The 26,637-nt window shown below is 56.9% G+C and carries 26 protein-coding genes and 1 other RNA gene; 10 read left to right on the top strand and 17 right to left on the bottom strand.

Going from position 1 to position 26,637, the window contains the following annotated elements; all coding sequences use genetic code 11:
• Window positions 1-96: 96 nt before the first annotated feature.
• A complete protein-coding gene (gene trhA / locus AC007G_RS06265; protein ID WP_004867362.1) occupies window positions 97-756 on the bottom strand; it encodes a PAQR family membrane homeostasis protein TrhA in 660 nt (219 codons plus the stop codon).
• A 161-nt stretch (window positions 757-917) separates the two neighbouring features.
• Window positions 918-1,229 (bottom strand): N(4)-acetylcytidine aminohydrolase, encoded by a 312-nt coding sequence (yqfB, locus tag AC007G_RS06260; protein WP_004867365.1) that lies wholly within the window; start codon window positions 1,227-1,229, stop codon window positions 918-920.
• 49 nt (window positions 1,230-1,278) lie between these two features.
• Here yqfB and AC007G_RS06255 point away from each other — a divergent pair, with 49 nt between their 5' ends.
• The 6 genes from AC007G_RS06255 to AC007G_RS06230 all read left to right on the top strand — a co-directional run bounded on the left by AC007G_RS06255 (window position 1,279) and on the right by AC007G_RS06230 (window position 7,215).
• Window positions 1,279-2,007, top strand: coding sequence for a MurR/RpiR family transcriptional regulator (locus AC007G_RS06255; RefSeq protein WP_032690813.1), 729 nt, complete (start codon window positions 1,279-1,281; stop codon window positions 2,005-2,007).
• 119 nt (window positions 2,008-2,126) lie between these two features.
• Window positions 2,127-3,560 carry a 6-phospho-beta-glucosidase gene (locus AC007G_RS06250; RefSeq protein WP_032690812.1) on the top strand — a complete coding sequence of 478 codons (1,434 nt, stop codon included), beginning with the start codon at window positions 2,127-2,129 and terminating at the stop codon, window positions 3,558-3,560.
• Between the two features lie 134 nt (window positions 3,561-3,694).
• Window positions 3,695-4,054: a hypothetical protein gene (locus AC007G_RS06245; protein ID WP_032696676.1), complete on the top strand. Its 360-nt coding sequence runs from the start codon at window positions 3,695-3,697 to the stop codon at window positions 4,052-4,054.
• A gap of 47 nt (window positions 4,055-4,101) precedes the next feature.
• Window positions 4,102-6,111 carry a protein-disulfide reductase DsbD family protein gene (locus AC007G_RS06240; protein ID WP_142629870.1) on the top strand — a complete coding sequence of 670 codons (2,010 nt, stop codon included), beginning with the start codon at window positions 4,102-4,104 and terminating at the stop codon, window positions 6,109-6,111.
• Window positions 6,112-6,113: 2 nt separating this feature from the next.
• Window positions 6,114-6,725, top strand: coding sequence for a DsbA family protein (locus AC007G_RS06235; protein ID WP_142629872.1), 612 nt, complete (start codon window positions 6,114-6,116; stop codon window positions 6,723-6,725).
• Window positions 6,715-7,215, top strand: coding sequence for a protein disulfide oxidoreductase (locus tag AC007G_RS06230; RefSeq protein WP_479466559.1), 501 nt, complete (start codon window positions 6,715-6,717; stop codon window positions 7,213-7,215). The genes AC007G_RS06235 and AC007G_RS06230 overlap by 11 nt, the downstream gene beginning before the upstream one ends.
• A 106-nt stretch (window positions 7,216-7,321) precedes the next feature.
• Here AC007G_RS06230 and AC007G_RS06225 read toward each other — a convergent pair whose 3' ends face one another.
• The 8 genes from AC007G_RS06225 to AC007G_RS06190 all read right to left on the bottom strand — a co-directional run bounded on the left by AC007G_RS06225 (window position 7,322) and on the right by AC007G_RS06190 (window position 17,364).
• A complete protein-coding gene (locus tag AC007G_RS06225; protein ID WP_142629876.1) occupies window positions 7,322-8,065 on the bottom strand; it encodes an SDR family oxidoreductase in 744 nt (247 codons plus the stop codon).
• Window positions 8,066-8,125: 60 nt separating this feature from the next.
• Entirely contained in the window at window positions 8,126-10,999 is a 2,874-nt protein-coding gene (gcvP, locus tag AC007G_RS06220) for an aminomethyl-transferring glycine dehydrogenase (protein ID WP_032690806.1), read from the bottom strand.
• A 114-nt stretch (window positions 11,000-11,113) separates the two neighbouring features.
• The gene (gcvH, locus tag AC007G_RS06215) at window positions 11,114-11,503 is read right to left on the bottom strand and encodes a glycine cleavage system protein GcvH (RefSeq protein ID WP_004867393.1); all 390 of its coding nucleotides are present in this window, start codon (window positions 11,501-11,503) and stop codon (window positions 11,114-11,116) included.
• Between the two features lie 24 nt (window positions 11,504-11,527).
• The gene (gcvT, locus tag AC007G_RS06210) at window positions 11,528-12,622 is read right to left on the bottom strand and encodes a glycine cleavage system aminomethyltransferase GcvT (RefSeq protein WP_032696673.1); all 1,095 of its coding nucleotides are present in this window, start codon (window positions 12,620-12,622) and stop codon (window positions 11,528-11,530) included.
• 435 nt (window positions 12,623-13,057) lie between these two features.
• Entirely contained in the window at window positions 13,058-14,260 is a 1,203-nt protein-coding gene (ubiI, locus tag AC007G_RS06205) for an FAD-dependent 2-octaprenylphenol hydroxylase (protein ID WP_032690804.1), read from the bottom strand.
• Window positions 14,261-14,270: 10 nt separating this feature from the next.
• Window positions 14,271-15,449, bottom strand: coding sequence for a 2-octaprenyl-6-methoxyphenyl hydroxylase (ubiH, locus tag AC007G_RS06200; protein WP_032690803.1), 1,179 nt, complete (start codon window positions 15,447-15,449; stop codon window positions 14,271-14,273).
• The gene (gene pepP, locus AC007G_RS06195) at window positions 15,446-16,762 is read right to left on the bottom strand and encodes a Xaa-Pro aminopeptidase (protein WP_046853469.1); all 1,317 of its coding nucleotides are present in this window, start codon (window positions 16,760-16,762) and stop codon (window positions 15,446-15,448) included. Before pepP ends, ubiH begins: the two co-directional genes overlap by 4 nt.
• A gap of 23 nt (window positions 16,763-16,785) precedes the next feature.
• The gene (locus AC007G_RS06190; RefSeq protein WP_015585772.1) at window positions 16,786-17,364 is read right to left on the bottom strand and encodes a YecA/YgfB family protein; all 579 of its coding nucleotides are present in this window, start codon (window positions 17,362-17,364) and stop codon (window positions 16,786-16,788) included.
• Between the two features lie 166 nt (window positions 17,365-17,530).
• On the opposite strand from AC007G_RS06190, the gene zapA reads away from it, so the two are divergent.
• The 3 genes from zapA to AC007G_RS06175 all read left to right on the top strand — a co-directional run bounded on the left by zapA (window position 17,531) and on the right by AC007G_RS06175 (window position 18,806).
• The gene (gene zapA, locus AC007G_RS06185; RefSeq protein WP_004867406.1) at window positions 17,531-17,860 is read left to right on the top strand and encodes a cell division protein ZapA; all 330 of its coding nucleotides are present in this window, start codon (window positions 17,531-17,533) and stop codon (window positions 17,858-17,860) included.
• A gap of 41 nt (window positions 17,861-17,901) precedes the next feature.
• A non-coding RNA gene (ssrS, locus tag AC007G_RS06180) (6S RNA) lies at window positions 17,902-18,085 on the top strand.
• Between the two features lie 121 nt (window positions 18,086-18,206).
• On the top strand, window positions 18,207-18,806 hold the full coding sequence (locus AC007G_RS06175; protein WP_032696670.1) for a 5-formyltetrahydrofolate cyclo-ligase: 600 nt from the start codon (window positions 18,207-18,209) through the stop codon (window positions 18,804-18,806).
• Window position 18,807: 1 nt separating this feature from the next.
• On the opposite strand, the gene AC007G_RS06170 is transcribed toward AC007G_RS06175, so the two are convergent.
• The 3 genes from AC007G_RS06170 to rpiA all read right to left on the bottom strand — a co-directional run bounded on the left by AC007G_RS06170 (window position 18,808) and on the right by rpiA (window position 21,615).
• Window positions 18,808-19,422, bottom strand: coding sequence for a DUF2238 domain-containing protein (locus AC007G_RS06170; protein ID WP_032690801.1), 615 nt, complete (start codon window positions 19,420-19,422; stop codon window positions 18,808-18,810).
• 33 nt (window positions 19,423-19,455) lie between these two features.
• On the bottom strand, window positions 19,456-20,688 hold the full coding sequence (serA, locus tag AC007G_RS06165) for a phosphoglycerate dehydrogenase (RefSeq protein WP_032690800.1): 1,233 nt from the start codon (window positions 20,686-20,688) through the stop codon (window positions 19,456-19,458).
• Window positions 20,689-20,955: 267 nt separating this feature from the next.
• Complete coding sequence (rpiA, locus tag AC007G_RS06160) at window positions 20,956-21,615, bottom strand: ribose-5-phosphate isomerase RpiA (protein ID WP_004867416.1); 660 nt, start codon at window positions 21,613-21,615, stop codon at window positions 20,956-20,958.
• 167 nt (window positions 21,616-21,782) lie between these two features.
• Between rpiA and argP the strand changes: the two genes are divergently transcribed.
• Window positions 21,783-22,676: a DNA-binding transcriptional regulator ArgP gene (argP, locus tag AC007G_RS06155; protein ID WP_004867418.1), complete on the top strand. Its 894-nt coding sequence runs from the start codon at window positions 21,783-21,785 to the stop codon at window positions 22,674-22,676.
• A 53-nt stretch (window positions 22,677-22,729) separates the two neighbouring features.
• Here the strand turns inward: argP and AC007G_RS06150 are convergent, their stop codons facing one another.
• From AC007G_RS06150 to fbaA, 4 genes are all read right to left on the bottom strand, one after another.
• Window positions 22,730-23,491 carry an oxidative stress defense protein gene (locus AC007G_RS06150; RefSeq protein ID WP_015585769.1) on the bottom strand — a complete coding sequence of 254 codons (762 nt, stop codon included), beginning with the start codon at window positions 23,489-23,491 and terminating at the stop codon, window positions 22,730-22,732.
• 85 nt (window positions 23,492-23,576) lie between these two features.
• Window positions 23,577-24,218, bottom strand: coding sequence for an arginine exporter ArgO (argO, locus tag AC007G_RS06145; RefSeq protein WP_032690799.1), 642 nt, complete (start codon window positions 24,216-24,218; stop codon window positions 23,577-23,579).
• A gap of 149 nt (window positions 24,219-24,367) precedes the next feature.
• Window positions 24,368-25,225, bottom strand: a complete 858-nt coding sequence (gene mscS, locus AC007G_RS06140; protein WP_032698022.1) for a small-conductance mechanosensitive channel MscS — start codon at window positions 25,223-25,225, stop codon at window positions 24,368-24,370.
• A 188-nt stretch (window positions 25,226-25,413) separates the two neighbouring features.
• Window positions 25,414-26,493: a class II fructose-bisphosphate aldolase gene (gene fbaA, locus AC007G_RS06135; RefSeq protein WP_004867428.1), complete on the bottom strand. Its 1,080-nt coding sequence runs from the start codon at window positions 26,491-26,493 to the stop codon at window positions 25,414-25,416.
• Window positions 26,494-26,637 lie beyond the last annotated feature (144 nt).

Genomic DNA, 26,637 nt, shown 5'->3' with positions numbered 1-26,637 from the left:
CAGGCTCTCCGGGCGACAACATCCCGGACCGTGCGGCGCTGTAGCTCCGGCATGCGCCGCACCGCCGGGGGATTTCCCGCTGATGCGGCATCTTATTTACACCTGGCCGACGTACAAATAAATGGCCAGGAAGTGACATACGCTGCCGCCCAGCACAAAACCGTGCCAGATCGCATGGTTATAAGGAATGCGCTTGCAGACGTAGAAGATAACCCCCAGCGAATACACCACGCCACCGACCGCCAGCAGCGTTACTCCCCCTGCCGCCAGTTTGATCGCCAGCTGATATACCACAATCAGCGACAGCCAGCCCATCGTCAGATAGGTCACCAGAGAGAGGACCTTAAAGCGGTGCGCAATGGTGAGCTTAAACAAGATCCCCAGCAGCGCCAGGCTCCAGATAACCACCATCAGGCCGCGCGCGAGCGGTGAGTTGAGCCCGACCAGCAGAAAAGGCGTATAGGTTCCCGCAATCAGCAGATAGATGGCGCAGTGATCGAATTTTTTCAGCCACAGCTTAGCTCGCTGATGGGGAATAGCATGATAGAGGGTAGAGGCGAGGAACAGCATAATCATGCTGCCGCCGTACAGACTATAGCTGGTAATCGCCGTTGCGCTGGCGTTGCTGTCTACCGCCTGCACCAACAGGAGGACGAGGCCGACGATGCCAAATACCAGTCCGATACCGTGACTGATACTGTTGGCCACTTCCTCTGCCAAAGAATAACCCTGTGTGATTAATGGTTTGCGAACCATATTTGACTCCGAAAACAAGAACGCTTTCAATGCTCACCTAGGGTAACTGAGAATGATTCCAGTGAACACCTGTTAGCTAAAATAAAAAGATGAATATTTGTAAACACTATAAAATCATAATGTTACATTAAAATTTCAACTAACAGTCGTTCGCTATTTCATCAAAGCCTTTTGAATTCAATAACATAAAACTGGTCTTCGCCAGGATAGATCTCCGCAATCACCTGCCGCAGCTGCGCCAGGGTCATATTCTCCTGTTCGGCGTGGCGTTCCGTGAGCGTATCGAGCGTCACCGTGGACGTCGCCACCACGCTTATCGTGCAAAAATAGCCGTCATCTTCATAGCGGCCAACGCGCAGCACGTCGCCGGTTTTAAAATGCGACTCGGCGGCATTACGAATGGTGATGGTTTTGCGCCCGGCGAGGATGTCGTCCTGAAAGCGCTGAAAAAAGGTTATGTCATTCGGCTGCATGATATAATTCCATCCTGGTCATTATGAATTGTGAGTTATTACTGTGAGTATGTTCTCCCACGCCGCGATCGCCAGTCTCAATAATCTTGAGATGATGGTCTACCACTACGTCATTAAGAATCGTGACAAAGTGATGTATATGACCATCCGCGAGCTGGCAGAAGCCGCCGGGGTCTCCACGACCACCGTCCTGCGCTTTTGTCGCAAACTGCAGTGCGAAGGCTACTCGGAGTTTCGCCTCCGCTTTAAATTATATCTCGAGCAGAACCAGCCTCAACAGGCAAATATCGGCGCCAGTGAAATTATGAGTTTCTTTAAAAGCGTCAACAATGACGAATTTGATAATTTACTCGAGCGCGCCGTCGATATTATTCTCGCATCAGAACGTATTATATTTGTCGGCGCCGGTACCTCCGGGGCGCTGGCAAAATATGGCGCACGGTTTTTCTCCAACGTTGGGAAATTCAGCAACCATATCGACGACCCTTATTTCCCGGTCACCAACGACATGGCGCGTAACGCGCTGGCGATCGTTCTTTCCGTTTCCGGCGAGACCGAAGAGATTCTCCGCTTCGCCAGCCAGTTCAGCCTGCACAACTGCAAGGTGATGTCGGTCACCAGCCATGAGCACTCCCGACTGGCGAAACTGGCGGACTTCAACCTCTCCTGGCACGTCCCGCAAACGCGCATCGGCGGCGTTTATGATATTACCACCCAAATTCCGGTTATTTATATTCTGGAGTCTCTGGGCCGTAAATTAGCGCGTAAACTCGCCTGAAAATAACACCCTGTTTTTTCGATGTAACATATTCCAGCTGAGGGAAATTGTTATATCGTGACATTTATATTCCCTTTGTTAGACTCGCCAACAGATGCTATTTGATGAGACGAGCCAGGATGAAAAAAATTACCTTACCGAAAGACTTCTTATGGGGCGGCGCGGTTGCCGCGCATCAGGTTGAAGGCGGCTGGAATAAAGAGGGCAAAGGCCCAAGCATTTGCGATGTGCTGACCGGCGGCGCTCACGGCGTGCCGCGCGAGATTACTCGCCAGGTGGAAGCGGGTAAGTACTACCCGAACCACGAAGCCATTGATTTCCACGGCCGCTACAAAGAAGACATCAAGCTGTTTGCTGAGATGGGATTCAAGTGCTTCCGTACCTCCATCGCCTGGACCCGTATCTTCCCGCAGGGTGATGAAACTCAGCCAAACGAAGAGGGGCTGAAGTTCTATGACGACATGTTCGATGAGCTGTTGAAGTACAACATCGAACCGGTGATTACTCTCTCCCACTTCGAAATGCCGCTGCATCTGGTGCAGCAGTACGGTGGCTGGACCAACCGCAAAGTGGTCGATTTCTTTGTGCGCTTCGCCGAAGTGGTCTTCGAGCGCTATAAGCACAAAGTGAAATACTGGATGACCTTCAACGAGATCAACAACCAGCGCAACTGGCGCGCCCCGCTGTTCGGCTACTGCTGTTCCGGCGTGGTCTATACCGACTACGAAAACCCGGAAGAGACCATGTACCAGGTACTGCATCACCAGTTCGTTGCCAGCGCGCTGGCGGTGAAAGCGGCGCGGCGGATCAATCCACAGATGCAGGTCGGCTGCATGCTGGCCATGGTGGCGCTCTATCCGTTCTCCTGTAAGCCGGAAGACGTGATGTTCGCCCAGGAGTCCATGCGTGAACGTTATGTCTTTACCGACGTGCAGCTGCGCGGCTACTACCCGACCTACGTCCTCAACGAGTGGGAGCGCCGCGGTTTTAACATCGTTATGGCAGCGGGCGATGAACAGATCCTGCGTGAAGGCACCTGCGATTACCTCGGTTTCAGCTACTACATGACCAACGCGGTCAAAGCGGAAGGCGGCAGCGGCGATGCCATCTCCGGCTTCGAAGGCAGCGTGCCGAACCCGCACGTCAAAGCCTCCGACTGGGGCTGGCAGATTGACCCGGTGGGCCTGCGCTACTCGCTGTGCGAACTGTACGAACGCTATCAGAAACCGCTGTTCATCGTGGAAAACGGCTTCGGCGCCTACGATAAAGTTGAAGAGGACGGCAGCATCAACGACGACTACCGTATCGACTACCTGCGCGCGCATGTGGAAGAGATGATCAAAGCGGTGACTTACGATGGCGTCGAACTGATGGGCTATACCCCGTGGGGCTGTATCGACTGCGTCTCCTTTACCACCGGCCAGTACAGCAAACGCTACGGCTTTATTTACGTGAACAAACATGACGACGGCACCGGCGATATGTCCCGCTCGCGTAAGAAAAGCTTCAACTGGTATAAAGAGGTCATTGCCAGCAACGGCGAAAACCTCTGATTCCCTCTCCGTACCGCCCTCTCTTCGCCAGAGGAGAGGGCAATTGCCGGTCTTACAGACACTTCTTTACAGCTTTAACATTGCTAAAACGCGTTCGCCCGATAAGATAAGCCTCGTGAATCACAGAGGCGAAAATGATTAAGCAACAGCGAAAAGCCATTCTTCTTGTAGCCCTTGCCTGTCTGGTGGTGCTGGTATGCACCGCGCAGCGTATGGCCGGGCTGCATGCGCTGGTCATGAATGCCACCGCCGTGACGCAATCAGCCCAGCAGGGTCAGGATACGGCCGAAGCGCCGGTTACTCCCTGCGAGCTGAGCGCGAAATCACTGCTCGCCGCACCGCCGGTGCTGTTTGAAGGCGCCTTGTTTGCCGTCGCGCTACTGCTTACGCTGCTGGCGGCAATACCGCCGCGCATTGTCCGTCTCTGGCCTCCCCGCGTTATTTCCCCTCCCCGGCTACGGGTGCATTTGCGATTGTGCGTCTTCCGTGAATGAGGATTTCCTGACAGTTCAGGTTAATCAATCATTTACGGAGAAAATTTATGCTTATGGTATTCAGGCGACTGCTGGTCTGCCTGCTTTGGCTATGGCTGCCCGTCAGCCAGGCCGCCGACAGCGGCTGGCTACGCGCCGCCGAGAATCAACACGCCAGCGTCCGGCTGCGCGCACAACACGACGATGGCGGCACAACGCGCCTGCTGCTCGATGTGGCGCTGGAAAAAGGCTGGAAAACCTACTGGCGCTCCCCGGGGGAAGGCGGCATTGCGCCCGCTATCGCCTGGAAAACGCCGCTGGATGTCACCTGGCACTGGCCAACGCCGCAGCGGTTTGACGTCGCGGGGATCACCACCCAGGGCTATCACGGTAACGTCAGCTTTCCGCTGGACATCCGCGGACCGGTACCACAGACCTTAAGCGGCGTGCTGACGCTTTCCACCTGTAGCAATGTCTGCATTCTGACCGACTATCCCTTTGCGCTGGATATGACCGTCCCTGCGGGAGATGGCTTTAGCTATGATTATACCCGCGCGCTGGGCACGCTTCCGCGCCCGGATGGCCTGACGTCCCGGCTGACCTCGTCCTATGGCGGCGGAAAGCTCACGGTGACCGCCGTTCGCGAAGCCGGCTGGCAACAGCCGTCGCTGTTTATCGACAGCGTGGAGAATGTCGATTTCGGTAAACCCACCTTCTCACTGACCGGCGATACGCTGGTCGCACAGATCCCGGTCACCGACAGCTGGGGTGAGGCGGCGCCTGACCTCAGCGGCAAACGTCTGTCGCTGGTCCTTGCCGACAGCGGTCTGGCGCAGGAGAGCGCGTCGATCGTTAGCGAAGGTCTCCCGGCGCAGGCGCCGGCTTTATGGTGGGTATTGCTGATGGCCCTTGCCGGCGGGCTGATTCTTAATGTTATGCCCTGCGTCCTGCCGGTACTGGCCATGAAGCTCGGTTCGCTGGTGCAGACCGGGACGCGCGAACGCGCAACCGTACGCCGGCAGTTTCTGGCCTCGGTTTGTGGCATCGTAGTGTCCTTTCTGGCGCTGGCATTGATGATGACTCTGCTTCGCCTGGGGAATCAGGCGCTGGGCTGGGGTATTCAGTTTCAGAACCCATGGTTTATCGGCGCGATGGCGCTGGTGATGGTGCTGTTCAGCGCCAGCCTGCTGGGGCTGTTTGAGATTCGCCTCTCCTCCGGCGCCAGTACATTTCTGGCTACCCGCGGCGGCAAGGGTCTGATGGGCCATTTCTGGCAGGGCGCCTTCGCCACGCTACTGGCCACGCCGTGCACGGCGCCGTTTCTCGGTACCGCCGTCTCGGTCGCGCTGGTCGCGCCGCTGCCGCTGCTGTGGGGTATTTTCTTCGCCATGGGGGTAGGGATGAGTCTGCCGTGGCTGCTGGTTGCCGCCTGGCCAGGCCTCGCCCGGCATCTGCCGCGCCCTGGACGCTGGATGAACGTCCTGCGCGTGATACTCGGATTGATGATGCTGGGATCGGCCGTATGGCTGCTCGGCCTGCTGACGGTGCATATCGGTCGGATGCCGGTTATCGCCCTGACGGCACTTCTGGCCCTCGCGCTTCTTCTGGCGACGCTCTGGCGCTATCGCTGGCGCACGACGCTGAAAGCAGGCGCGCTGACGTTAGTTGTCGCCGGGGTCGTCGCTTTTCTGTCACCGCCTGACGGTCAGGTGTTGCGACGCGACCGCGTGAACTGGCAGCCGCTGAGCGAACAGGCGATTAGCGATGCGCTGGCAAGCAACAAGCGACTGTTTATCGACGTCACCGCCGACTGGTGCGTCACCTGCAAGGCCAATAAATACAACGTATTGCTGCGCGATGACGTTCAGAGCGCACTCTCTGAACCAGACGTGGTGGCCCTGCGCGGAGACTGGAGTCGCCCGTCGGCCACTATCAGCCGCTTTCTGACCACTCGCGGCAGCGCCGCCGTCCCCTTCAATCAAATTTACGGACCGGGATTAACGCAGGGCCGCGTGCTGTCTCCGCTGCTCAGCCGCGACGAACTCCTCGCCACTCTGTCCGCTGCAAAAGGTCAATAATCATGAAAATCATCGCTGCACTCCTTCTGCTGTGCGTTGCAACCTTCAGCCTTGCCGCTCCGGCAGAACAGCCGGAGGCATCCGCCAACGACCAGTTGGCAAAGCTGCTGTTTAACGATCCTGACAGCCCGCGACTGGGCGCCAAAGCGCCGCGCCTGACTATCGTCTCGTTTACCGATTACAACTGCCCGTATTGCAAGCAGTTCGATCCGATGCTGGAGAAGATCGTTGACGATAACCCTGATGTCCTGCTGATTGTAAAACTGCTGCCGTTTAAGGGGAAAAGTTCGGTCAACGCCGCCAAAGCCGCGCTCTCTACATGGCGCCAGCAGCCGGATAAATTCTGGGCGTTGCATCAGCGGCTGATGGCCAAAAAGGGCTACCACGACGATGCGAGTATTCTCGCCGCACAGCAGAAAACCGCCACCGATGGGGTGAAAACCGATGATAAAACAATGGACTCGCTGAAGATGAACCTGATTTTGTCTCAGGTGCTGAATATTCAGGGCACCCCGGCGACGATTATCGGCGATCAGATGGTCGCTGGCGCGATTCCTTATCAGGAGCTGGAGGGGCTGGTGAAAGAACAGCTGGCAAAAGCCGATGGTCAGTAAATTACGCCGCTGGCTGCGCGAGCTGATTATCCTGCTGCTGCTTGCCGGCGCACTCATCGGGGTGATGGATTATCTGCGTCGGCCGGCGCTACCGCCGAACCTGACGACGACACCGCTGCAGACGCTGGAGGGTAACGTAGTCGATCTGCACGCCATGAGCCAGCAGCGTCCGCTGCTGATCTACGTCTGGGCTACCTGGTGCGGAGTGTGTCGTTATACGACGCCATCCGTAGCGGCGCTGGCAAGCAACGGCGGCAATGTGATGACCGTCGCGCTCCGTTCCGGGGACGATGCCACGCTGTCCAACTGGCTGGCGCATAAGAAAATGGCGCTGCCCACGGTGAACGACCCCGACGGCGGGCTTTCTCGCCAGTGGGGCGTTCAGGTCACGCCAACGCTTATCGTCATCTCTCGCGGCGAGGTTAAGTCGGTAACGACCGGCTGGACCAGCGGTTGGGGAATGCGCCTGCGGCTGTGGCTGGCGTCATAACCCCCGACTGGCGCTGCGCTTAGCCGGGCTACGAGTGCCGTGGGGTAGCGGTTATTTACCGCCGGCCAGCGGCTGTAGCCCGGATAAGGCAGAGCGTTCGCACATCTTATTTGCCGCCCGCCAGCTCCAGGAAACTACCGGTCACGTAGGAGGCTTTGTCGCTCAGCAGCCAGGCGATGGCCTGTGCGACCTCCTCCGGCTGCCCGCCGCGCTGCATCGGCAGCCCCCCTTTCACCCGATCCACGCGTCCGGGCTCACCGCCCGACGCGTGCATCTCGGTATAGATAAAGCCGGGACGCACGCCGTTGACGCGAATTCCCTGCGCCGCCACTTCCAGCGACAGTCCGGTGGTCAGGGTGTCCACCGCCCCTTTCGAGGCGGCATAATCCACATATTCCCCCGGCGCGCCCAGACGCGATGCCGCTGATGAAACATTGACGATCGCCCCACCTTTTCCGCCGTGTCGATATGACATCCGCTTCACCGCCTCCCGGCAACAGAGGAAATAGCCGGTGACATTGGTACTCAGCACCTGATTAATCCGCCCGGCGGTCAGGTGTTCCACGGTGCTTTGCGCAAACAGGATGCCGGCGTTGTTAACCAGCGCGGTCAGCGGTTCCGCAAGACGGTCGATTCCGTCAAACATCGCCATGACCTGCGCCTCATCGCTGATATCGGCCCCCAGCGCAACGGCTTTGCCGCCAAGGACGACAATCTCATTGACCACCGCCATCGCCGCGCTGATGTTGTGATGATAATTGACCACCACGGTATACCCTTCCTGTGCCAACAGCAGCGCCGTCGCCTTACCTATCCCGCGGCTGGCGCCGGTAATCAGTGCTATAGCCATCCTCTTCCCCCAAAAAATAAAGGCGCCGAAGCGCCTTTAAAAGATAGTCCAGTCAGTGAATTACTGGTATTCGCTCATCGGTACGCAGGAGCAGAACAGGTTACGGTCGCCGTAAACATCATCCAGGCGCTTCACCGTCGGCCAGTATTTATTCGCCAGACCTGCCGGGAATACCGCCAGTTCGCGGGTGTACGGATGGTTCCATTCGGCAACCAGCTCGCCCTGCGTGTGCGGAGCGTTAACCAGCGGGTTATCTTCCAGCGGCCACTCGCCCGCTTGCACACGGTCGATTTCACTGCGAATCGCCAGCATGGCATCGATAAAGCGATCCAGCTCGACTTTGCTTTCGGATTCCGTCGGCTCAACCATCAGCGTACCGGCCACCGGGAAGGACATCGTCGGCGCGTGGAAACCGAAGTCGATCAGACGTTTGGCAATATCCAGCTCGCTGATGCCGGTCTCTTCTTTCAGAGGACGAATATCCAGAATACATTCGTGCGCCACGCGACCGTCGCGGCCGGTGTAAAGCACCGGGAACGCCTCTTTCAGACGGGTAGCGATGTAGTTGGCATTCAGAATTGCCACCTGGCTCGCCTGCTTCAGCCCTTCGGCGCCCATCATGCGGATATACATCCAGCTGATTGGCAGAATGGAAGCGCTGCCGAACGGTGCGGCAGAAACCGCGCCCTGACGGGTCAACATCCCTTCGATCTGTACCACGCTGTGGCCCGGAACAAACGGTGCCAGATGCGCTTTGACGCCGATCGGCCCCATACCCGGACCGCCGCCGCCGTGCGGGATGCAGAAGGTTTTGTGCAGGTTAAGGTGCGAGACATCCGCGCCGATAAAGCCCGGAGAGGTAATGCCGACCTGGGCGTTCATGTTAGCGCCGTCGAGGTAAACCTGACCGCCGAACTGATGCACGATTTCGCACACTTCGCGGATCGTCTCTTCGTAAACGCCGTGCGTTGACGGGTAGGTCACCATGATGCAAGAGAGGTTCTCACCCGCCTGCTCCGCCTTGAGGCGCAGATCCGCGAGATCGATGTTGCCGTTTTTATCACAGGCAACCACCACAACCTGCATGCCGGCCATCTGTGCCGACGCCGGGTTGGTACCATGCGCAGAACTTGGGATCAGGCAGATGTCGCGATGGCCTTCATTACGGCTTTCGTGGTAATGGCGAATAGCCAGCAGGCCCGCGTACTCGCCCTGTGCGCCAGAGTTTGGCTGCATGCAGACGGCGTCGTAACCGGTCAGTTTTACCAGCCAGTCGGAGAGCTGGGCGATCATCTGATGGTAGCCTTCCGCCTGTTCCGCCGGGCAGAACGGGTGCAGCTCGGCAAACTCTGGCCAGGTGATCGGGATCATTTCCGCCGCGGCGTTGAGTTTCATGGTGCAGGATCCCAGCGGGATCATCGCCTGATTCAACGCCAGATCTTTACGCTCCAGTGAGTGCATATAGCGCATCATCTCGGTTTCGCTGTGGTAGCGATTGAACACCGGATGCGTCAGGATCGCGTCGTTACGCAGCATGCTTTCCGGGATCGAGCGGCTGTCGAGCGCCACGTCTTTATCCAGGGTATCGATATCCAGGCCGTGGTCGTCGCCAATAATAGCGCGGAACAGGTTCAGCACATCTTCGCGGGTTGTTGCTTCATCAAGGGTGATGCCAACGGCATTATGGATGTCGCTGCGCAGGTTAATTTCCAGCGCTTCGGCGCGTGCCAGCACCGCCGCTTTGTCGACCACTTCCACGCACAGAGTGTCGAAGTAGTGGGCATGGCGCAGCTTGAGCCCTTTTTTCTGCAGCCCGTCGGCCAGAATATCGGTCAGCCGGTGGATGCGGCTGGCGATGCGCTTCAGGCCCTCTGGCCCGTGGAACACCGCGTACAGGCTGGCGATGTTTGCCAGCAATACCTGGGAAGTACAAATATTGGAGTTCGCTTTCTCGCGACGGATATGCTGTTCGCGGGTCTGCATCGCCATACGCAGCGCGGTGTTACCGGCGGCATCTTTTGATACGCCGATAATACGGCCCGGCATCGAGCGTTTAAATTCATCTTTTGCGGCAAAGAAGGCCGCGTGCGGGCCGCCGTAGCCCATCGGCACGCCAAAGCGCTGGGCGGAACCGAAGACGATATCGGCACCCTGTTTGCCCGGTGCAGTCAGCAGAACCAGCGCCATGAAGTCCGCAGCGACGCTGACCACCACTTTGCGTGCTTTCAGCTCGGCGATCAGCTTGCTGTAATCATGAATTTCGCCGGTGGTCCCCACCTGCTGCAGCAGCACGCCGAAAACGTCCTGATGGTCGAGCGCTTTTTCCGCCTCATCAACGATGACGTCAAAGCCAAAGGTTGCAGCGCGGGTGCGCACCACATCCAGGGTCTGCGGATGTACATCGGCGGCAACGAAGAAGCGGTTCGCATTCTTCAGCTTGCTGACGCGTTTGGCCATCGCCATTGCTTCAGCGCCGGCGGTCGCCTCATCCAGCAGTGAAGCGGAGGCGATATCCAGCCCGGTCAGATCGAGGGTCACCTGCTGGAAATTCAGCAGTGATTCCAGGCGACCCTGGGAAACTTCCGGCTGGTAAGGGGTGTAAGCGGTATACCAACCCGGATTTTCCAGCATATTGCGCTGAATAACCGGCGGCAGCTGCACGGCGGTATAACCCATGCCGATGTAAGACTTGAAGCGCTTGTTGCGACCGGCGATCGCCTTCAGTTCCGCCAGCGCGGCGAATTCGGTAGTCGCGTCACCCACCTGAGGGGGTGTCGCCAGCTGAATATCCTGCGGCACAATCTGGCCAATCAGGGCGTTAAGCGAATCGGCGCCGACGGTGTTCAGCATCTCCTGCTGTTGCTGAGCATCCGGACCGATGTGACGTTCAATAAAGGCGCCGCGGTTTTCAAGCTGACCTAAAGTCTGAGTCATGAGCGATGGTTCCTGAAACGTGCAGTGAATCGTATGTGTCTTTACTTACCTGAACAGGCAAAAATCATTCACGCTGCCGGCAGCAGATGCCCGCAGCGTGAAGGGACAAGATATTTACTCGTTTTCCAGCAGCGCCGCATAGGCATCCGCGTCAAGCAGGGCCGCAACCTGCGCTTCATCGCTGGCCTTAATTTTAAAGATCCAGCCGTCCGCGTACGGGTCGCTGTTCACCAGCTCCGGAGAGTCGTTGAGCTCTTCGTTCACCGCCACAATCTCGCCGCTAATCGGGGCATAAATATCCGAAGCTGCTTTTACCGACTCGGCAACCGCACAGTCGTCACCCGCTTCAACGGTTGCGCCAACGTCCGGCAGATCGACGAAAACCATATCGCCAAGCAGTTCCTGGGCATGTTCGGTGATCCCGACGGTGTAGGTGCCGTCAGCTTCTTTGCGCAGCCATTCGTGTTCTTTACTGTATTTCAGTTCTGCTGGTACGTTGCTCATCAATTAATCTCCAAAAAAGGGGAATCACACCACGGCTTTGCCGTTGCGTACAAAAACAGGTTTAGTCACTTTTACCGGCATTTCGCGGTTGCGAATCTGCACAATGGCCGTCTCGCCGATACCGGCCGGTACGCGCGCCAGCGCAATACTGTAGCCCAGCGTCGGGGAGAAGGTGCCGCTGGTGATAATACCTTCTTGCTGATTACCGTCTGCATCGCTAAAGCGCACCGGCAGACCGCCGCGCAGGACGCCTTTCTCGGTCATCACCAGCCCCACCAGCTGCTCGGTACCTTTTTCACGCTGCAGTTCCAGCGCTTCGCGGCCGATGAATGCGCGATCTGCGGGTTCCCAGGCGATGGTCCAGCCCATATTCGCCGCCAGCGGAGAGATGCTTTCATCCATCTCCTGGCCATACAGGTTCATCCCCGCTTCCAGACGCAAGGTATCGCGAGCGCCCAGACCGCACGGCTTCACGCCAGCGTCCAGCAGGCCACGCCAGAAATCAGCAGCCTGCTCATTCGGCATGGCGATTTCGTAACCGGCTTCACCGGTATAACCGGTGGTCGCAATAAACAGATCGCCGGCCTGCACGCCAAAGAACGGTTTCATCCCTTCTACGGCCTGACGCTGTGCGTCGGTGAACAGGGTTGCCGCTTTCGCTTTCGCCTGCGGCCCCTGTACGGCAATCAGCGAAAGATCGTCACGAACGGTCATTTCAAGACCATAGGGTTCAGCCTGCTGGGTAATCCAGGCGAGGTCTTTTTCACGGGTGGCGGAGTTAACAACGAGGCGGAAATAATCTTCGGTAAGGAAATAGACAATCAGGTCATCGATGACGCCGGCGGACGCGGTAAGCATGCCGGTATATAGCGCTTTGCCCGGCACCGTCAGCTTCGCGACATCGTTAGCCAGCAGATAGCGCAGGAACTCCCGAATGCGGCTGCCGTGGAAATCGACGATGGTCATGTGCGAGACATCGAACATACCGGCGTCGCCCCGCACCGCGTGGTGCTCATCAATCTGGGAACCGTAATGTAGCGGCATCATCCAGCCATGGAAGTCCACCATGCGAGCGCCGCACAGCGTGTGTTGTTCATACAACGGAGTCTGTTGAGCCATCTTTTCCTCATCGAATAAAACGGAACCAGCTACTGGGTTGGGCGATGTCATTGGGGCGATTTCGCCCCACGAAATCCGCCGTCGGCGCCATGTCCGGACGCCGACGCAAACGTTCTCTTTTGCCTGAACTTACCACCTAACCCGGCGCTAAACCATAAGCTAAATCAGGACATCACATTAGCTTATGACTAAAAGTCGCCAAAAAGACTACAGAGTTATTGACTGGAAAAAAGCGATTTATGCCACATAAAATTAACATCATGAACTGATAATACCGAGCATGATGGTATTTTATGCGAAAAAAAGGGCCTGTTTTCTGTTTCAAAAAAAGAGAGACATTAATAAAACTAATGCGAAAAAATGGGTGAGATTAGATTATTTCAAATGAGAGGAGAAAACCCGGCGCCGGGGCCGGGAGAGAGAAGTGTGACTCGCTTAACGTAACCAGGCAGGAAGATCGTTTAAGCCCATTGCCTGGCGAATCAACTGCGGTTTGACGCCGGGTAGTGTATCCGCCAGTTTGAGGCCAATATCGCGCAGCAGTTTCTTCGCCGGGTGGCTGCCAGAGAACATTTCGCGGAAGCCCTGCATCCCCGCCAGCATCATCGCAGCGCTGTGCTTGCGACTACGTTCATAGCGACGCAGATACAGGTACTGACCAAAATCTTTGCCCTGCGCATGCAGACGACGGAGTTCATCGATCAGTTCCGCTGCATCCATAAAGCCCAGATTCACCCCCTGGCCGGCCAGCGGGTGAATGGTGTGCGCGGCATCGCCCACCAGCGCCAGGCGATGCGCGGCGAACTGGCGCGCGTAGCGACCGGTCAACGGGAAAGTCTGACGCTCGCTGGCAAGCTGGCACAGGCCAAGCCGGTTATCGAAGGCAATATTCAGCGCCTGATTAAACGCCGCTTCGTCGACCTGCTGCATCCGCTGTGCTTCCTGCGGCGACAGCGACCAGACGATCGAACACAGATGCGGATCGCTCAGCGGCAGAAACGCCAGAATGCCGTCGCCGTGGAACGCCTGACGGGCAATCGCCTGATGCGGCTCTGCGGTACGAATGGTGGCAACCAGCGCATGATGGCGATAGTCCCAGAACGTCAGCGGGATATCCGCTTTGTTGCGCAACCAGGAGTTTGCACCGTCGGCGCCGACCACCAGCCTGGCAGTCAGCATCTTGCCATCCTGCAAGCTGAGAAATGCTTCGTTTTCTCCCCACGCCACCTGCTGCAGCTGCGCCGGGGCCAGCAGCGTGACGTCGGCGCAACGCTGCGCCTTTTGCCACAGCGCATGATGAACGACCGCATTTTCAATAATATGTCCAAGGTGGCTGAAGCCCATACTCTGGTCATCAAAGCTGATGTGGCCAAAGCTGTCCTTATCCCACACTTCCATACCGTGATAACAGCTGGCACGCCGGGCGACAATCTCCGGCCAGACATCCAGCCGGGTAAGCAGTTTTTCGCTGGCGGCGTTAATGGCGGATACCCGCAGCGCCGGCGGCGCATCGGCGTTTAACGGCTGCGGCTCGGCTTGTTCCAGCACCGCAACCCGCAGCCCGCTCCCCTGCAAACCGCAGGCGACCGCCAGACCCACCATGCCACCGCCAACAATGGCAACATCAACACTTTGCACGTTCAACTCCTTAACGAGGAACCCAACCGAGGGTACGCTGCGCCAGCGCGTCGCGCGCCGGGGTAAATAATTCCATCGCCATCAGACCCACGTTACGCCCCGCCACCAGCGGCGCCCAACGATTAGCGAACAGATGCACCAGCCCATCGGTCACGCCGATGGTCGCGGCCTTATCATCCGCTCGCCGCGCCTGATAGTGACAAAGAAGTGAGTAATCGCCGGGATCCTGTCCGTTAGCGCCGGCCTGGGCCAGCGTTTCCGCCAGGCTCATCACATCCCGCAGACCGAGATTAAAGCCCTGCCCGGCGATGGGATGCAGCGTCTGCGCCGCATTACCGACCAGCACCAGGCGATGGGAAACCGGGCGCGTAGCGGTAGTCAACGTCAATGGATAAACGCTGCGCTTCCCGGTATGAGTGATGCGCCCCAGCCGCCAGCCAAATGCCTGCTGCAGCTGCTCGCAAAATTGCGCGTCGGACCACCCCAGAACCTCATCGCGCCGCGACTGCGGGTGACACCATACCAACGAACAGCGTCCGTGTGACATCGGCAGCATGGCCAGCGGACCATGTTCGGTGAAGCGTTCAAAGGCGCGCCCTTCATGGGGCAACGCCGTGCTGACGTTGGCAATAATCGCCAGCTGCTGGTAAGGCTGCTGCTGCCAGCTCATGCCGCAGCGAGCGCCCAGCGTGGAGCGCGAACCATCGGCGGCAACCAGCAGTTGGCCGGCGATCGTCTCGCCGCTGTCCAGGGTGATGCTGACGCCCTCCTCCCACCGGGTGACGTCTTCGACTTTCGCCGGGCAGTGTAAGGTAATGCCCGGCGCTTCGCGCAGTTGCGCAAACAATCGCTGGCCGATATCGTGCAGCTCGACCACCTGCCCCAGCGCCGCCAGTCCGTAGTCCTGCGCATCGAGCGTCACGAATCCCGCATGCCCACGATCGCTGACGTGAACACGCTGAATCGGCGTCGCGCAATCGGCAATGCCTTGCCAGATGCCGGTACGCGCCAGCTGCTGGCAGGTCCCCGCCGCCAGCGCAATCGCACGGGCATCAAACCCCGGATGCTGCGACGAGTCCGGCTGCGCGGCCTCGACCAGATGCACCGGGAGCGCGCCGTGGGTTAAGCGCGAGATAGCTAACGCCAGGGTTGCCCCGGTCATCCCTCCGCCAACGATCAGGATGCTCATGACCGCCGTGCCGCCGCCATCAGCGCCTCAATATCATCAGCTTTTTTCACCACGCCGGCGGTGAGGTTTTCATTGCCGTCTTCGGTGATGACGATATCGTCTTCAATACGCACGCCAATGCCGCGATACTGTGGCGGCACATCGGCGTCGACGGCAATGTAGAGACCCGGCTCAACGGTCAACACCATGCCCGGCTCAAGGAGACGCGAGCGATCGACATCGTAGTGGCCGACATCATGGACATCGAGTCCCAGCCAGTGGCTCAGGCCATGCATAAAGTACGGACGGTGGGCATTGTTTGCCATCAGCTCGTCGACATCCCCTTTCAGGATGCCGAGACGCACCAGACCGGTAATCATAATGCGCACCACTTCCTGGTTAACCTGCTGAATGGAGGTGCCAGGACGGTAAAGCTCCAGCGCGGTTTCCAGCGACTCGAGGACAATATCGTAAATCTCGCGCTGCGCCGGGCTGAATTTACCGTTCACCGGGAAGGTGCGAGTGATATCGCCGGCATAGCCGAGGTATTCGCAGCCGGCGTCAATCAGCACCAAATCGCCATCGCGCAGCTCGGATTCGTTTTCCGTGTAATGGAGAATACAGCCGTTTTCTCCACCGCCCACGATGGTGTTATAGGAGGGGAAACGGGCGCCGTGGCGGCTGAATTCATGCAGAATTTCCCCTTCCAGCTGGTATTCGAACAGGCCCGGACGGCATTTCTGCATTGCGCGGGTATGAGCCAGCGCGGAAATTTCGCCAGCGCGGCGCATCACCTCCAGCTCTTCCGGCGATTTAAACAGGCGCATCTCATGCACCATCGGCCGCCAGTCAATCACCGAACCGGGCGCCTGCAGATTCTGGCGCACGCCTTTACGCAGTTTTTCCAGCGCGTTGAAGACGATTTTGTCAGCATAGGCATATTCGCCCTGGGCAAAATAGATCGCATCAAGGCCGTTAAGCAGCTGGAATAGCTGCTGGTTAATTTCGCTGAACGCCAGAGCGCGGTCGACGCCCAGCTTCGACGGCGCGGCCTCCTGCCCCAGACGACGGCCGAACCAGATCTCTGCGGTCAGATCGCGGACGCGGTTAAACAGCACGCTATGGTTGTGGGTGTCGTCGCTTTTAATCAACACCAGCAGGGCTTCCGGCTCATTAAATCCCGTGAAGTACCAAAAATCGCTGTTCTGCCGGTAGGGGTATTCTGAATCTGCGCTGCGGACCGCTTCCGGTGCGGCGAAAATTAGCGCGGCGCTGCCTGGCTGCATCTGCGCCAGCAATGCCTGGCGACGAGAAAGAAATTCCTGCTGTGTCATGACGCCCCCTCAACAAATTATCGTTAGTGTAATGTTGGCTTGCGAACTTCCGGTGCGGTTGGCTGCTGGCGAGAAAAGGTTTCGTGGCACAGCAGCGCAGCGACGCGCACGTACTCGATAATCTCTTCCAACGACATCTCCAGCTCTTCCTGATCTTCGTCTTCGTCGTACCCCAGTTGCGCAATGTTACGCAGGTCGTCGATGGCTTCACCGGTTTCGTCTTTGATTTTATCCAGTTTAGGCTGCGTAACGCCCAGGCCGAGCAGGAAATGGTTAACCCAACCGGCCAGCGCGTCGGCGCGTTCAAACACGCTTACCGCGTCACCTTCCGGTAAATAGAGCTGGAACAAGAAACCGTCGTCTTCCAGCGAGTCGCTGGTCACGGAATGTATGGTGCGCAGAGACTCGGCCAGCTCGTGACCAAATGCGAGGCCTTCGTTTGTCAGGTCGTGCACCAGCGGCTGCCAGCTGCTGTCTTTATTGCCGCCGCACAGGATCCCACTGATCAAACCGTGCATTTCGGCCGGGGTTAAGCCCACGCCCTGTTGGTTCAGTAACTGGTCTACAGCGTTGTAACCAGGCATTTCGTTCTGTATAGACATGCGCATTCGTCATCGTTGGGAGGAATATTCATGGTATGCTACCACTTTGGACCCTGGTGAACCAGAATAGGGCTTGTACCTTCGCACCAGGGTAGCTATAGTGTCGCCCCTTTGCAGTCCCGGATTCGGGTGTGAAGGCCGCGCAGTCAATCAGCAGGAAGGTGGCATGTCTGCACAACCCGTCGATCTCCAAATTTTTGGCCGTTCACTCCGCGTGAATTGCCCGCCTGAACAAAGGGATGCCTTGAATCAGGCAGCTGATGACCTGAATCAGCGGTTGCAAGATTTAAAAGAACGCACTAGAGTCACAAATACTGAGCAGCTGGTCTTCATCGCCGCGTTGAACATCAGCTATGAGTTGACTCAGGAAAAAGCGAAAACCCGCGATTACGCCTCCAGCATGGAACAGCGTATTCGGATGCTACAGCAGACCATCGAACAAGCGTTGCTTGAGCAAGGTCGCATAAGCGAAAGAACCGGGCCGAAGTTTGAATAACACTTTGCAGTTAACTGTGTTAGAGTAAGCGCAAGAACAAAATTTCTCTGAGATGTTTGCAAGCGGGCCAGTCCCCTGAGCCGATATTTCATACCACAAGAATGTGGCGCTCCATGGTTGGTGAGCATGCTCGGTCCGTCCGAGAAGCCTTAAAACTGTGACGACGCATTCACCTTGAACCAAGGGTTCAAGGGTTACAGCCTGCGGCGGCATCTCGGAGATTCCCTTCTTTTCAGTTCCATCCCTCGTGCTTCCTTTTCGGTTTTTATCACCTTGTGTATTACACTACGCCTACAGGCAACTGACCCACGTATTATCGTGCTCATGCTAAATCAGGCGACCCGTCATGACTCAACTTTCTGACACGCAAACTACCCGACAGCTGATTCGTCAACAGATTCGCCAGCGACGACGCGCGCTGACGGCAGAACAGCAGGCGCAGTTCGCCCGCCAGGGTGCCGATCGCGTGATGGCATATCCGCCCGTCGCGCAGGCGCAAACCGTCGCCCTGTTTCTGTCATTTGATGGCGAACTCGATACCCGACCGCTGATTGATCGGCTGTGGCGGGCCGGCAAGCAGGTTTATCTGCCCGTACTCCACCCGTTCAGCCCGGGAAATCTGCTGTTTTTGCGCTATCACCCGCGCAGCGAACTGGTGACCAACCGGCTGAAAATCGACGAGCCGAAGCTCGATGTACGCGACGTCCTGCCGCTGGGCCGGCTCGATGTCCTGATGGTCCCGCTGGTTGCCTTTGATACCGCCGGACAGCGGCTGGGGATGGGAGGCGGCTTCTACGACCGAACATTACAGAACTGGCAGGATTATTCCCTGCAGCCTGTTGGCTATGCCCACGATTGCCAGCAGGTCGACGCACTGCCCACTGAGCACTGGGATATTCCACTGCCCGCGGTGATTACCCCCTCGGCGCTGTGGCAGTGGCCATAAGCTATGGCGTACCGAGCTTCTTCAGTTGCCGGTTATGCCATCCGCTAAGTAACAAGATCGTCGTCAGCGCCCCCAGCAACGCGCAGAACATATCCGACTGCGTGTCCCACGGATCGCCCTGGGTGCCGAGAAAATCATCCGCCCCTTGCCCCATCGCCAGTGCCGCCCACCATTCGATAAGCTCGTAGGTGGCGCTGATCGCCAGCGCAATGCAGCACACCAGAAACGAGAGCATCTTGCGCCCGCGCACATAGCCGCCGCGCAGCAGAATTTCCCGCGCCGCCAGCGCCGGAACCAACCCCTGGAAAAAGTGGCCAAGCTTATCGTACGGATTACGACTTAAATTCAGCCACGCCTGCACATCAAATCCAATCGGCACTTTCGCATACGTATACATCCCCCCAACCATCAAAATAATGGCATGGAAGAAGATAAGCGTGTAGAGGAGCGGCGTGAGCGGGTAGCGTGAACGCGTCACAAGCAGCAGCGGAACGATGATAATGACCGGCGTCACTTCCATCAGCCAGGTGAGGCTATCGTGGGTGCCCAACCCCGTCCATGCCAGAATCAGCAACAGCAGGAAGACACCGGTATTCTGTAGCGATGTGCTCATCATGTAAAAGGATCCCCGCAGGGATCCTTGCGTCAATCAGAACAGCAGACGGGCGCGAATGGTGCCCGGAATCGCCTTCATGGCCTGCAGCGCCTGCTGGGCCACATCTTCTTCGGCCTCAATATCAATAACCACGTAGCCCATCTGCGGCGTGGTTTGCAGATACTGTGCTGCGATGTTGATGCTCTGCGCGGCAAAGATCTGGTTGATAGCGGTCAGCACGCCGGGACGGTTTTCGTGGATATGCAGCAAACGACGACCGCCGTGCAGCGGCAGAGAAACTTCCGGGAAGTTCACCGCTGAAAGGGTCGAACCGTTATCGGAATACTTCGCCAGCTTACCGGCCACTTCCAGACCGATATTCTCCTGCGCTTCCTGAGTTGAGCCGCCGATGTGCGGCGTCAGGATCACGTTGTCAAACTCGCACAGCGGCGAGCTGAACGGATCGCTGTTGGTCGCTGGTTCGGTCGGGAACACATCAATCGCCGCGCCCGCCAGATGCTTACGTGCCAGGGCATCGCACAGCGCCGGGATATCCACGACCGTACCGCGCGAGGCGTTGATCAACAGCGCGCCGGGTTTCATCAGCGCCAGCTCTTGCGCGCCCATCATATTTTTGGTGGAGGCGTTTTCCGGCACATGCAGACTGACCACATCGCTCATATTCAGCAGGTCGGAGAGGTGCTGGACCTGGGTAGCGTTGCCCAGCGGCAGTTTGCTTTCGATATCATAGAAATAGACGTGCATCCCCAGAGATTCAGCCAGAATACCCAGCTGCGTACCGATGTGTCCGTAACCGATGATCCCCAGTTTTTTGCCACGCGCTTCAAAACTGCCTACCGCCAGCTTGTTCCACACGCCGCGGTGCGCTTTCGCGTTAGCTTCCGGTACGCCGCGCAGCATCAGCAGCAGTTCGCCAATGACCAGCTCGGCAACGGAGCGGGTATTTGAGAACGGCGCATTGAAAACGGGAATCCCGCGTTTCGCTGCCGCGTCTAAATCAACCTGGTTGGTGCCGATGCAGAAACAGCCGACCGCCACCAGTTTTTCCGCGGCGGCGAAGATCTCTTCAGTCAGATGAGTACGGGAACGCAGGCCAATGAAATGGGCATCACGGATCGACGCTTTCAGCTCTTCGCTGTCCAGCGCGCCTTTATGAAATTCGATGTTGGTGTAGCCCGCCGCGCGGAGATTCTCCACCGCTTTTTGATGCACACCTTCAACCAGTAGAAACTTAATCTTGTCTTTTTCCAGTGATACCTTAGCCATTTCCCCGTCCTGTTTTGTCTTATCTGATGTCGTGCTGAACGAAAGTTCTTCTCAGCAACATATCAAAAAAAACTATCGCGGCAATATGAACGTTTGCGTCGACGACCTGAAGAAATATCACGCAGAGGGAAATGGCAGGACAAAACACCAGAAAGAAAAGAAAAGGTAGATTGTTACTAAGCCTGGTTGCATAAATGTGACAGAAGTCACCAAATTTAGCCTGGAGAAAAAATATTTGCGAGGGAGCCATTCGCTCCCCCGATTATATTATTTTACGATGGTTTTTACGCCATCGGCGGTTCCAATCAGTGCCACATCCGCTCCGCGGTTGGCAAACAGGCCGACGGTGACGACGCCAGGAATACCGTTAATTTTGTTTTCCAGAGCGATGGCATCAAGAATTTCCAGGCCGAAGACGTCAAGAATCACGTTACCGTTATCGGTCACCACCCCCTGGCGATACTCCGGACGGCCGCCCAGCTTCACCAGCTCGCGCGCGACAGCGCTACGCGCCATCGGAATGACTTCGACCGGCAGCGGGAATTTGCCCAGAATATCCACCTGCTTGGAGGCATCGGCGATGCAGATAAACTTGTCTGCTACCGAGGCGATAATCTTTTCGCGAGTTAACGCCGCCCCACCGCCTTTGATCATCTGCATATGGCCATTAATCTCGTCGGCGCCATCAACATAGATCCCCAGGCGGTCCACGCTGTTCAGATCGAAAACCGGAATGCCAAGGCTTTTCAGTTTTTCGGTGGAGGCATCAGAGCTGGAGACCGCGCCTTCAATCTGCCCTTTCATGGTGCCCAGCGCATCGATAAAATGCGCGGCCGTGGAGCCCGTACCGACACCGACGATGGTGCCCGGTTGTACATACTGCAATGCCGCCCAGCCTACTGCTTTTTTCAGTTCATCTTGCGTCATGATTATGGTCCGAGATGTGAATACCTGTGGCGCATTATAGAACACCGGGAGGGGAATTGTCCCTGCGACAGGGTCACACAACTGAACAGACCATTTTTCATCTTCATCAAAAACGAATTTATGTCATAGTGCGAGTTAATGAAAAGTGATAGGGGTACGCCAGAATAATGAAACGACCGGACTACAGAACACTACAGGCGCTGGATGCGGTGATAAGAGAACGTGGGTTTGAGCGCGCCGCGCAGAAGCTCTGCATTACACAGTCCGCCGTCTCTCAGCGTATTAAACAGCTGGAAAATATGTTCGGCCAACCGCTGCTGGTGCGTACCGTGCCGCCGCGTCCGACCGAACAAGGGCAGAAACTGCTGGCCCTGCTGCGTCAGGTTGAGCTGCTGGAAGAGGAGTGGCTGGGCGATGAACAGACCGGCTCCACACCGCTGCTGCTGTCGCTGGCGGTCAACGCCGACAGTCTGGCCACCTGGCTGCTGCCCGCGCTGTCTAATGTCCTTTCCGACTCCCCTATCCGCCTCAATCTGCAGGTGGAGGATGAAACCCGTACTCAGGAACGCTTACGTCGCGGTGAAGTGGTCGGCGCGGTGAGTATTCAGCCGCAGGCGTTGCCGAGCTGCCTGGTGGATCAGCTCGGGGCGCTGGACTATCTGTTCGTCGCCTCGAAAGAGTTTGCGCAACGCTATTTCCCTAACGGCGTCACCCGCTCAGCGCTGCTGAAAGCGCCGGTTGTCGCTTTCGATCATCTGGATGATATGCATCAGGCGTTTTTACAGCAGAACTTCGATTTGCCGCCGGGCAGCGTCCCGTGCCATATCGTTAACTCTTCGGAAGCCTTTGTGCAGCTTGCGCGCCAGGGCACGACCTGCTGCATGATCCCGCATCTGCAGATTGAAAAAGAGCTCAACAGCGGCGAGCTTATCGACCTCACGCCGGGGCTGTTTCAGCGGCGGATGCTCTACTGGCATCGCTTCGCGCCGGAAAGCCGAATGATGCGCCGGGTCACCGATGCGCTGATCGATTACGGCCACAAGGTGCTGCGCCAGGACTAAGCGCGGGCAATAAAAAAAACCACTTCATCTGAAGTGGCTTTTTGTTTTATGGCTTACTGTGCCGCATCAGGCTGCTTAGCCGGCGCTGCGGGGGCCGGGGCTGGCTGAGCGGGCTGCAGTTCAAAAACAACATCGACCTGATCGTCAAACTGAATGGTCGCCTGCTCGTAGGTTTCCTGTGCGGAAACCGGGGCCGCATCGGCAGCCTTCATCATGCGTACCATCGGGCTCGGCTGGTAGTTCGACACATGGTAGCGAACGCTATAAACCGGTCCCAGCTTGCTGTGGAAACCTGACGCCAGCTCTTGCGCCTGATGCACCGCGTCATCAATGGCCGCTTTACGCGCTTTGTCTTTATAGGCATCCGGTTGCGCAACGCCCAGCGAAACAGACCGCACTTCATTCAGACCCGCTTTCAGCGCGCCATCCAGCAAACCGTTCAGCTTGTCCAGCTGGCGCAACGTCACTTCGACGGTGCGCACTGCACGATAGCCTTTCAGGATGCTTTTGCCATTCTGATAGTCGTAATCAGGCTGGGTGCGCAGGTTGGCTGAGTTAATATCTTTTTTGGCGATGCCGTTCTTTTCGAGGAAAGAGAGATACTGCGCCACGCGATCGTCGGCCTGCTTTTTCGCCGACGCGGCGTCTTTCGCGGCAACATTCACTTCAATTGCCAGGGTGGCGATATCCGGCACAGCGGCTACGCTGGCGGTCCCCGAAGTCACAATATGCGGGCCATTCGGCAATTCATTTGCCTGTACTGCCATCGCGCTCAATCCGATTGCTGCCGCCAGGGCCATGAGTTTTAACTTCACTGTCGTTTCTCCATCTTACATTGGGTCGCCCGTCTACGGACGCATGTCTGCAAGCTTAACGCGTCCGCGGAGAAAGTCCATCGGACTAAGCCTGGTAAAACAGAGCCTGGACATGCTGGAGACCGTCTTTCGCCAGCTGCAGCGCAATAAACCACATCACCAGGCCGACCAGCACATTAATAATCCGCTGCGCTCGCGCGGTACGTAAGCGTGGCGCCAGCCACGCTGCCAGCAGGGCCAGTCCAAAGAACCACAGGAATGATGCGCTAATGGTGCCTAAGGCAAACCAGCGCTTTGGCTCCACGGCCAGCTGCCCTCCCAGGCTGCCCAGCACGACGAAAGTATCGAGATAGACATGCGGGTTAAGCCAGGTAACCGCCAGCATGGTGACGATAATTTTCCAGCGTCCCTGCTTCATGACTTCCGCACTGGCCAGTTCCAGGTTGCTGCTCAGCGCCGTTCTCAAGGCGCCGAAACCATACCAGAGCAGAAAGGCCACGCCTCCCCAGGTGACCAGCGCCAGCAGCCACGGCGACTGCATCAGCAACGCGCTACCGCCAAAAATACCGGCGCAAATCAGCAGCAGATCGCTCAACGCGCACAGCAACGCGATCATCAAATGATACTGCCGGCGAATCCCCTGATTCATCACAAACGCATTTTGCGGACCGAGCGGCAAAATCATAGCCGCTCCCAGGGCAAGCCCCTGAAAGTAATACGATAACATGGTGTTTTTTCCGGTAGGTCGTTAATGCCGGGGAATATAGCGCGATAAAATCATTAGAGGAAATTGAAAATTTTAATCATTAATAAGTTTAACTAATACAGCAGTAGCAATAAAGGCCAGCATCGCTGGCCTCTGGATCGGCGGCTGAATTACTCCACTTTCTCCTGCGGACGAACCATATGAACATCCATCTGCGGGTACGGGAAGCTGATGCCGTTAGCGTCAAACTCGCGTTTAATACGCTCCAGCACATCCCAGTATACGCTTTGCAGATCGCTGCTCAGACTCCAGACGCGCACCACATAGTTCACCGACGACGCCCCCAGTTCATGCAGACGTACGGTCATTTCGCGATCTTTGAGAATACGATCTTCCGATTCGATAATACGGGTGAGCAGCTGCTTGACCTTATCGATATCGGCATCGTAGGACACGCCGATAATAAATTCGTTGCGCCGCGCCGGCTCACGGGAAAAGTTAATGATATTACCGGCGATAATTTTACCGTTCGGAACCACCACAATTTTACCGTCGGCCGTACGCATGGTCGTAGAGAAAATCTGCACGCTCAGTACCGTACCGGCGACGCCGCCGAGATCGACATACTCACCCGCGCGGAACGGGCGGAACATCACCAGCAGTACGCCAGCGGCCAGGTTAGACAGCGATCCTTGCAGCGCCAGACCTACGGCTAAACCGGCGGCACCGAGGACGGCGATCACCGATGCCGTCTGCACGCCTACGCGGCCTAATGCGGCAATCAGGGTGAACGCGACAACGGCATAGCGTACCAGGGCGGACAGAAAATCGGCAACGGTCGCATCAATCTTACGCGCCAGCATCAGTCGGTTCACCGTATTAGAGATGACCCGTGCCACAATCATACCGACGATAATAATCGCGATAGCGGCAACGATATTGACGGCATAGCTCAGCAGTAATTCCTGATTGCGCACCAGCCAGGAACTGGCGTTGTGTAGGCTATCGCCAACGTTCAACTCTTCCATTTAATCTTCCTTATGAATACCCGTAGGGGGAATAAAAAACCCAACCTGTACAGCGACAGGTTAACTAAGGGTAAACAATATGCACATGATTTGCCAAGTTGATCACAATTCTCAGCGAGATATCGCGTTGTTCAGCCATAAAAAAAGCCCGCTATTCAGCGGGCTTTCTGGCAAGAAACAGACGTTTCTTACAGAACGTCGATCGCGTTCAGCTCTTTAAATGCCTGCTCCAGACGCGTCACCATGGACGTCTGTGCAGCACGCAGCCATACGCGCGGATCGTAGTATTTCTTGTTCGGCTGGTCTTCGCCTTTCGGGTTGCCCAGCTGGCCCTGCAGGTAAGCTTCGTTGGTTTTGTAGTACTGCAGGATACCGTCCCAGGTTGCCCATTGGGTATCGGTATCGATGTTCATTTTGATAACGCCGTAGCTTACGGAGTCTTTGATTTCCTGAGCGGAAGAACCGGAACCGCCGTGGAAGACGAAGTTCAGGCTGTTGTGCGGCAGGTTGTGTTTCTTAGAAACATATTCCTGAGAATCGCGCAGGATGGTCGGAGTCAGCACGACGTTACCCGGCTTGTACACGCCGTGTACGTTACCGAAGGAAGCCGCGATAGTGAAACGCGGGCTGATTTTGCTCAGTTCAGTGTACGCGTAATCAACGTCTTCCGGCTGAGTGTACAGGGCAGAAGCGTCCATGTGGCTGTTGTCCACGCCGTCTTCTTCGCCACCGGTGCAACCCAGTTCGATTTCCAGAGTCATGTCCATTTTGGCCATGCGCGCCAGATATTTAGAGCAGATTTCGATGTTTTCGTGCAGAGACTCTTCAGACAGGTCAATCATGTGAGAAGAGAACAGCGGTTTGCCGGTAGCAGCGAAGTGTTTTTCACCCGCGTCCAGCAGGCCGTCGATCCACGGCAGCAGTTTCTTCGCGCAGTGGTCGGTGTGCAGAATAACCGGCACGCCGTAGTGTGCAGCCATCTGGTGAACGTGATGTGCGCCAGAGATAGCACCCAGGATTGCTGCGCCCTGAGGAACGTCAGTTTTCACGCCTTTGCCCGCGATAAACGCTGCGCCGCCGTTGGAGAACTGAACGATAACCGGAGAACGAACTTTTGCAGCAGCTTCCAGAACGGCGTTGATGGAGTCAGTACCCACACAGTTAACCGCTGGCAGAGCAAAGTTATTTTCTTTAGCTACCTGGAACACTTTCTGAACGTCATCACCAGTGATCACGCCAGGTTTTACGAAATCAAAAATTTTAGACATGTTACGTAGTCCTGTATCTTCGGCCGTTTATGCTCGCCATCATTCGTGCGGCAGTCCTCTGGCTTACCTCGCTTACCCCGGTTACGTAAGAACCTGGCGTTCGCGCTGTCGCCACCTTCCGGCAACACGAATTATTTAGAGCAA

The sequence above is a fragment of the Klebsiella sp. CSG-1 genome (assembly GCF_056521145.1).
This window is presented reverse-complemented; position numbering and strand designations above follow the sequence as displayed.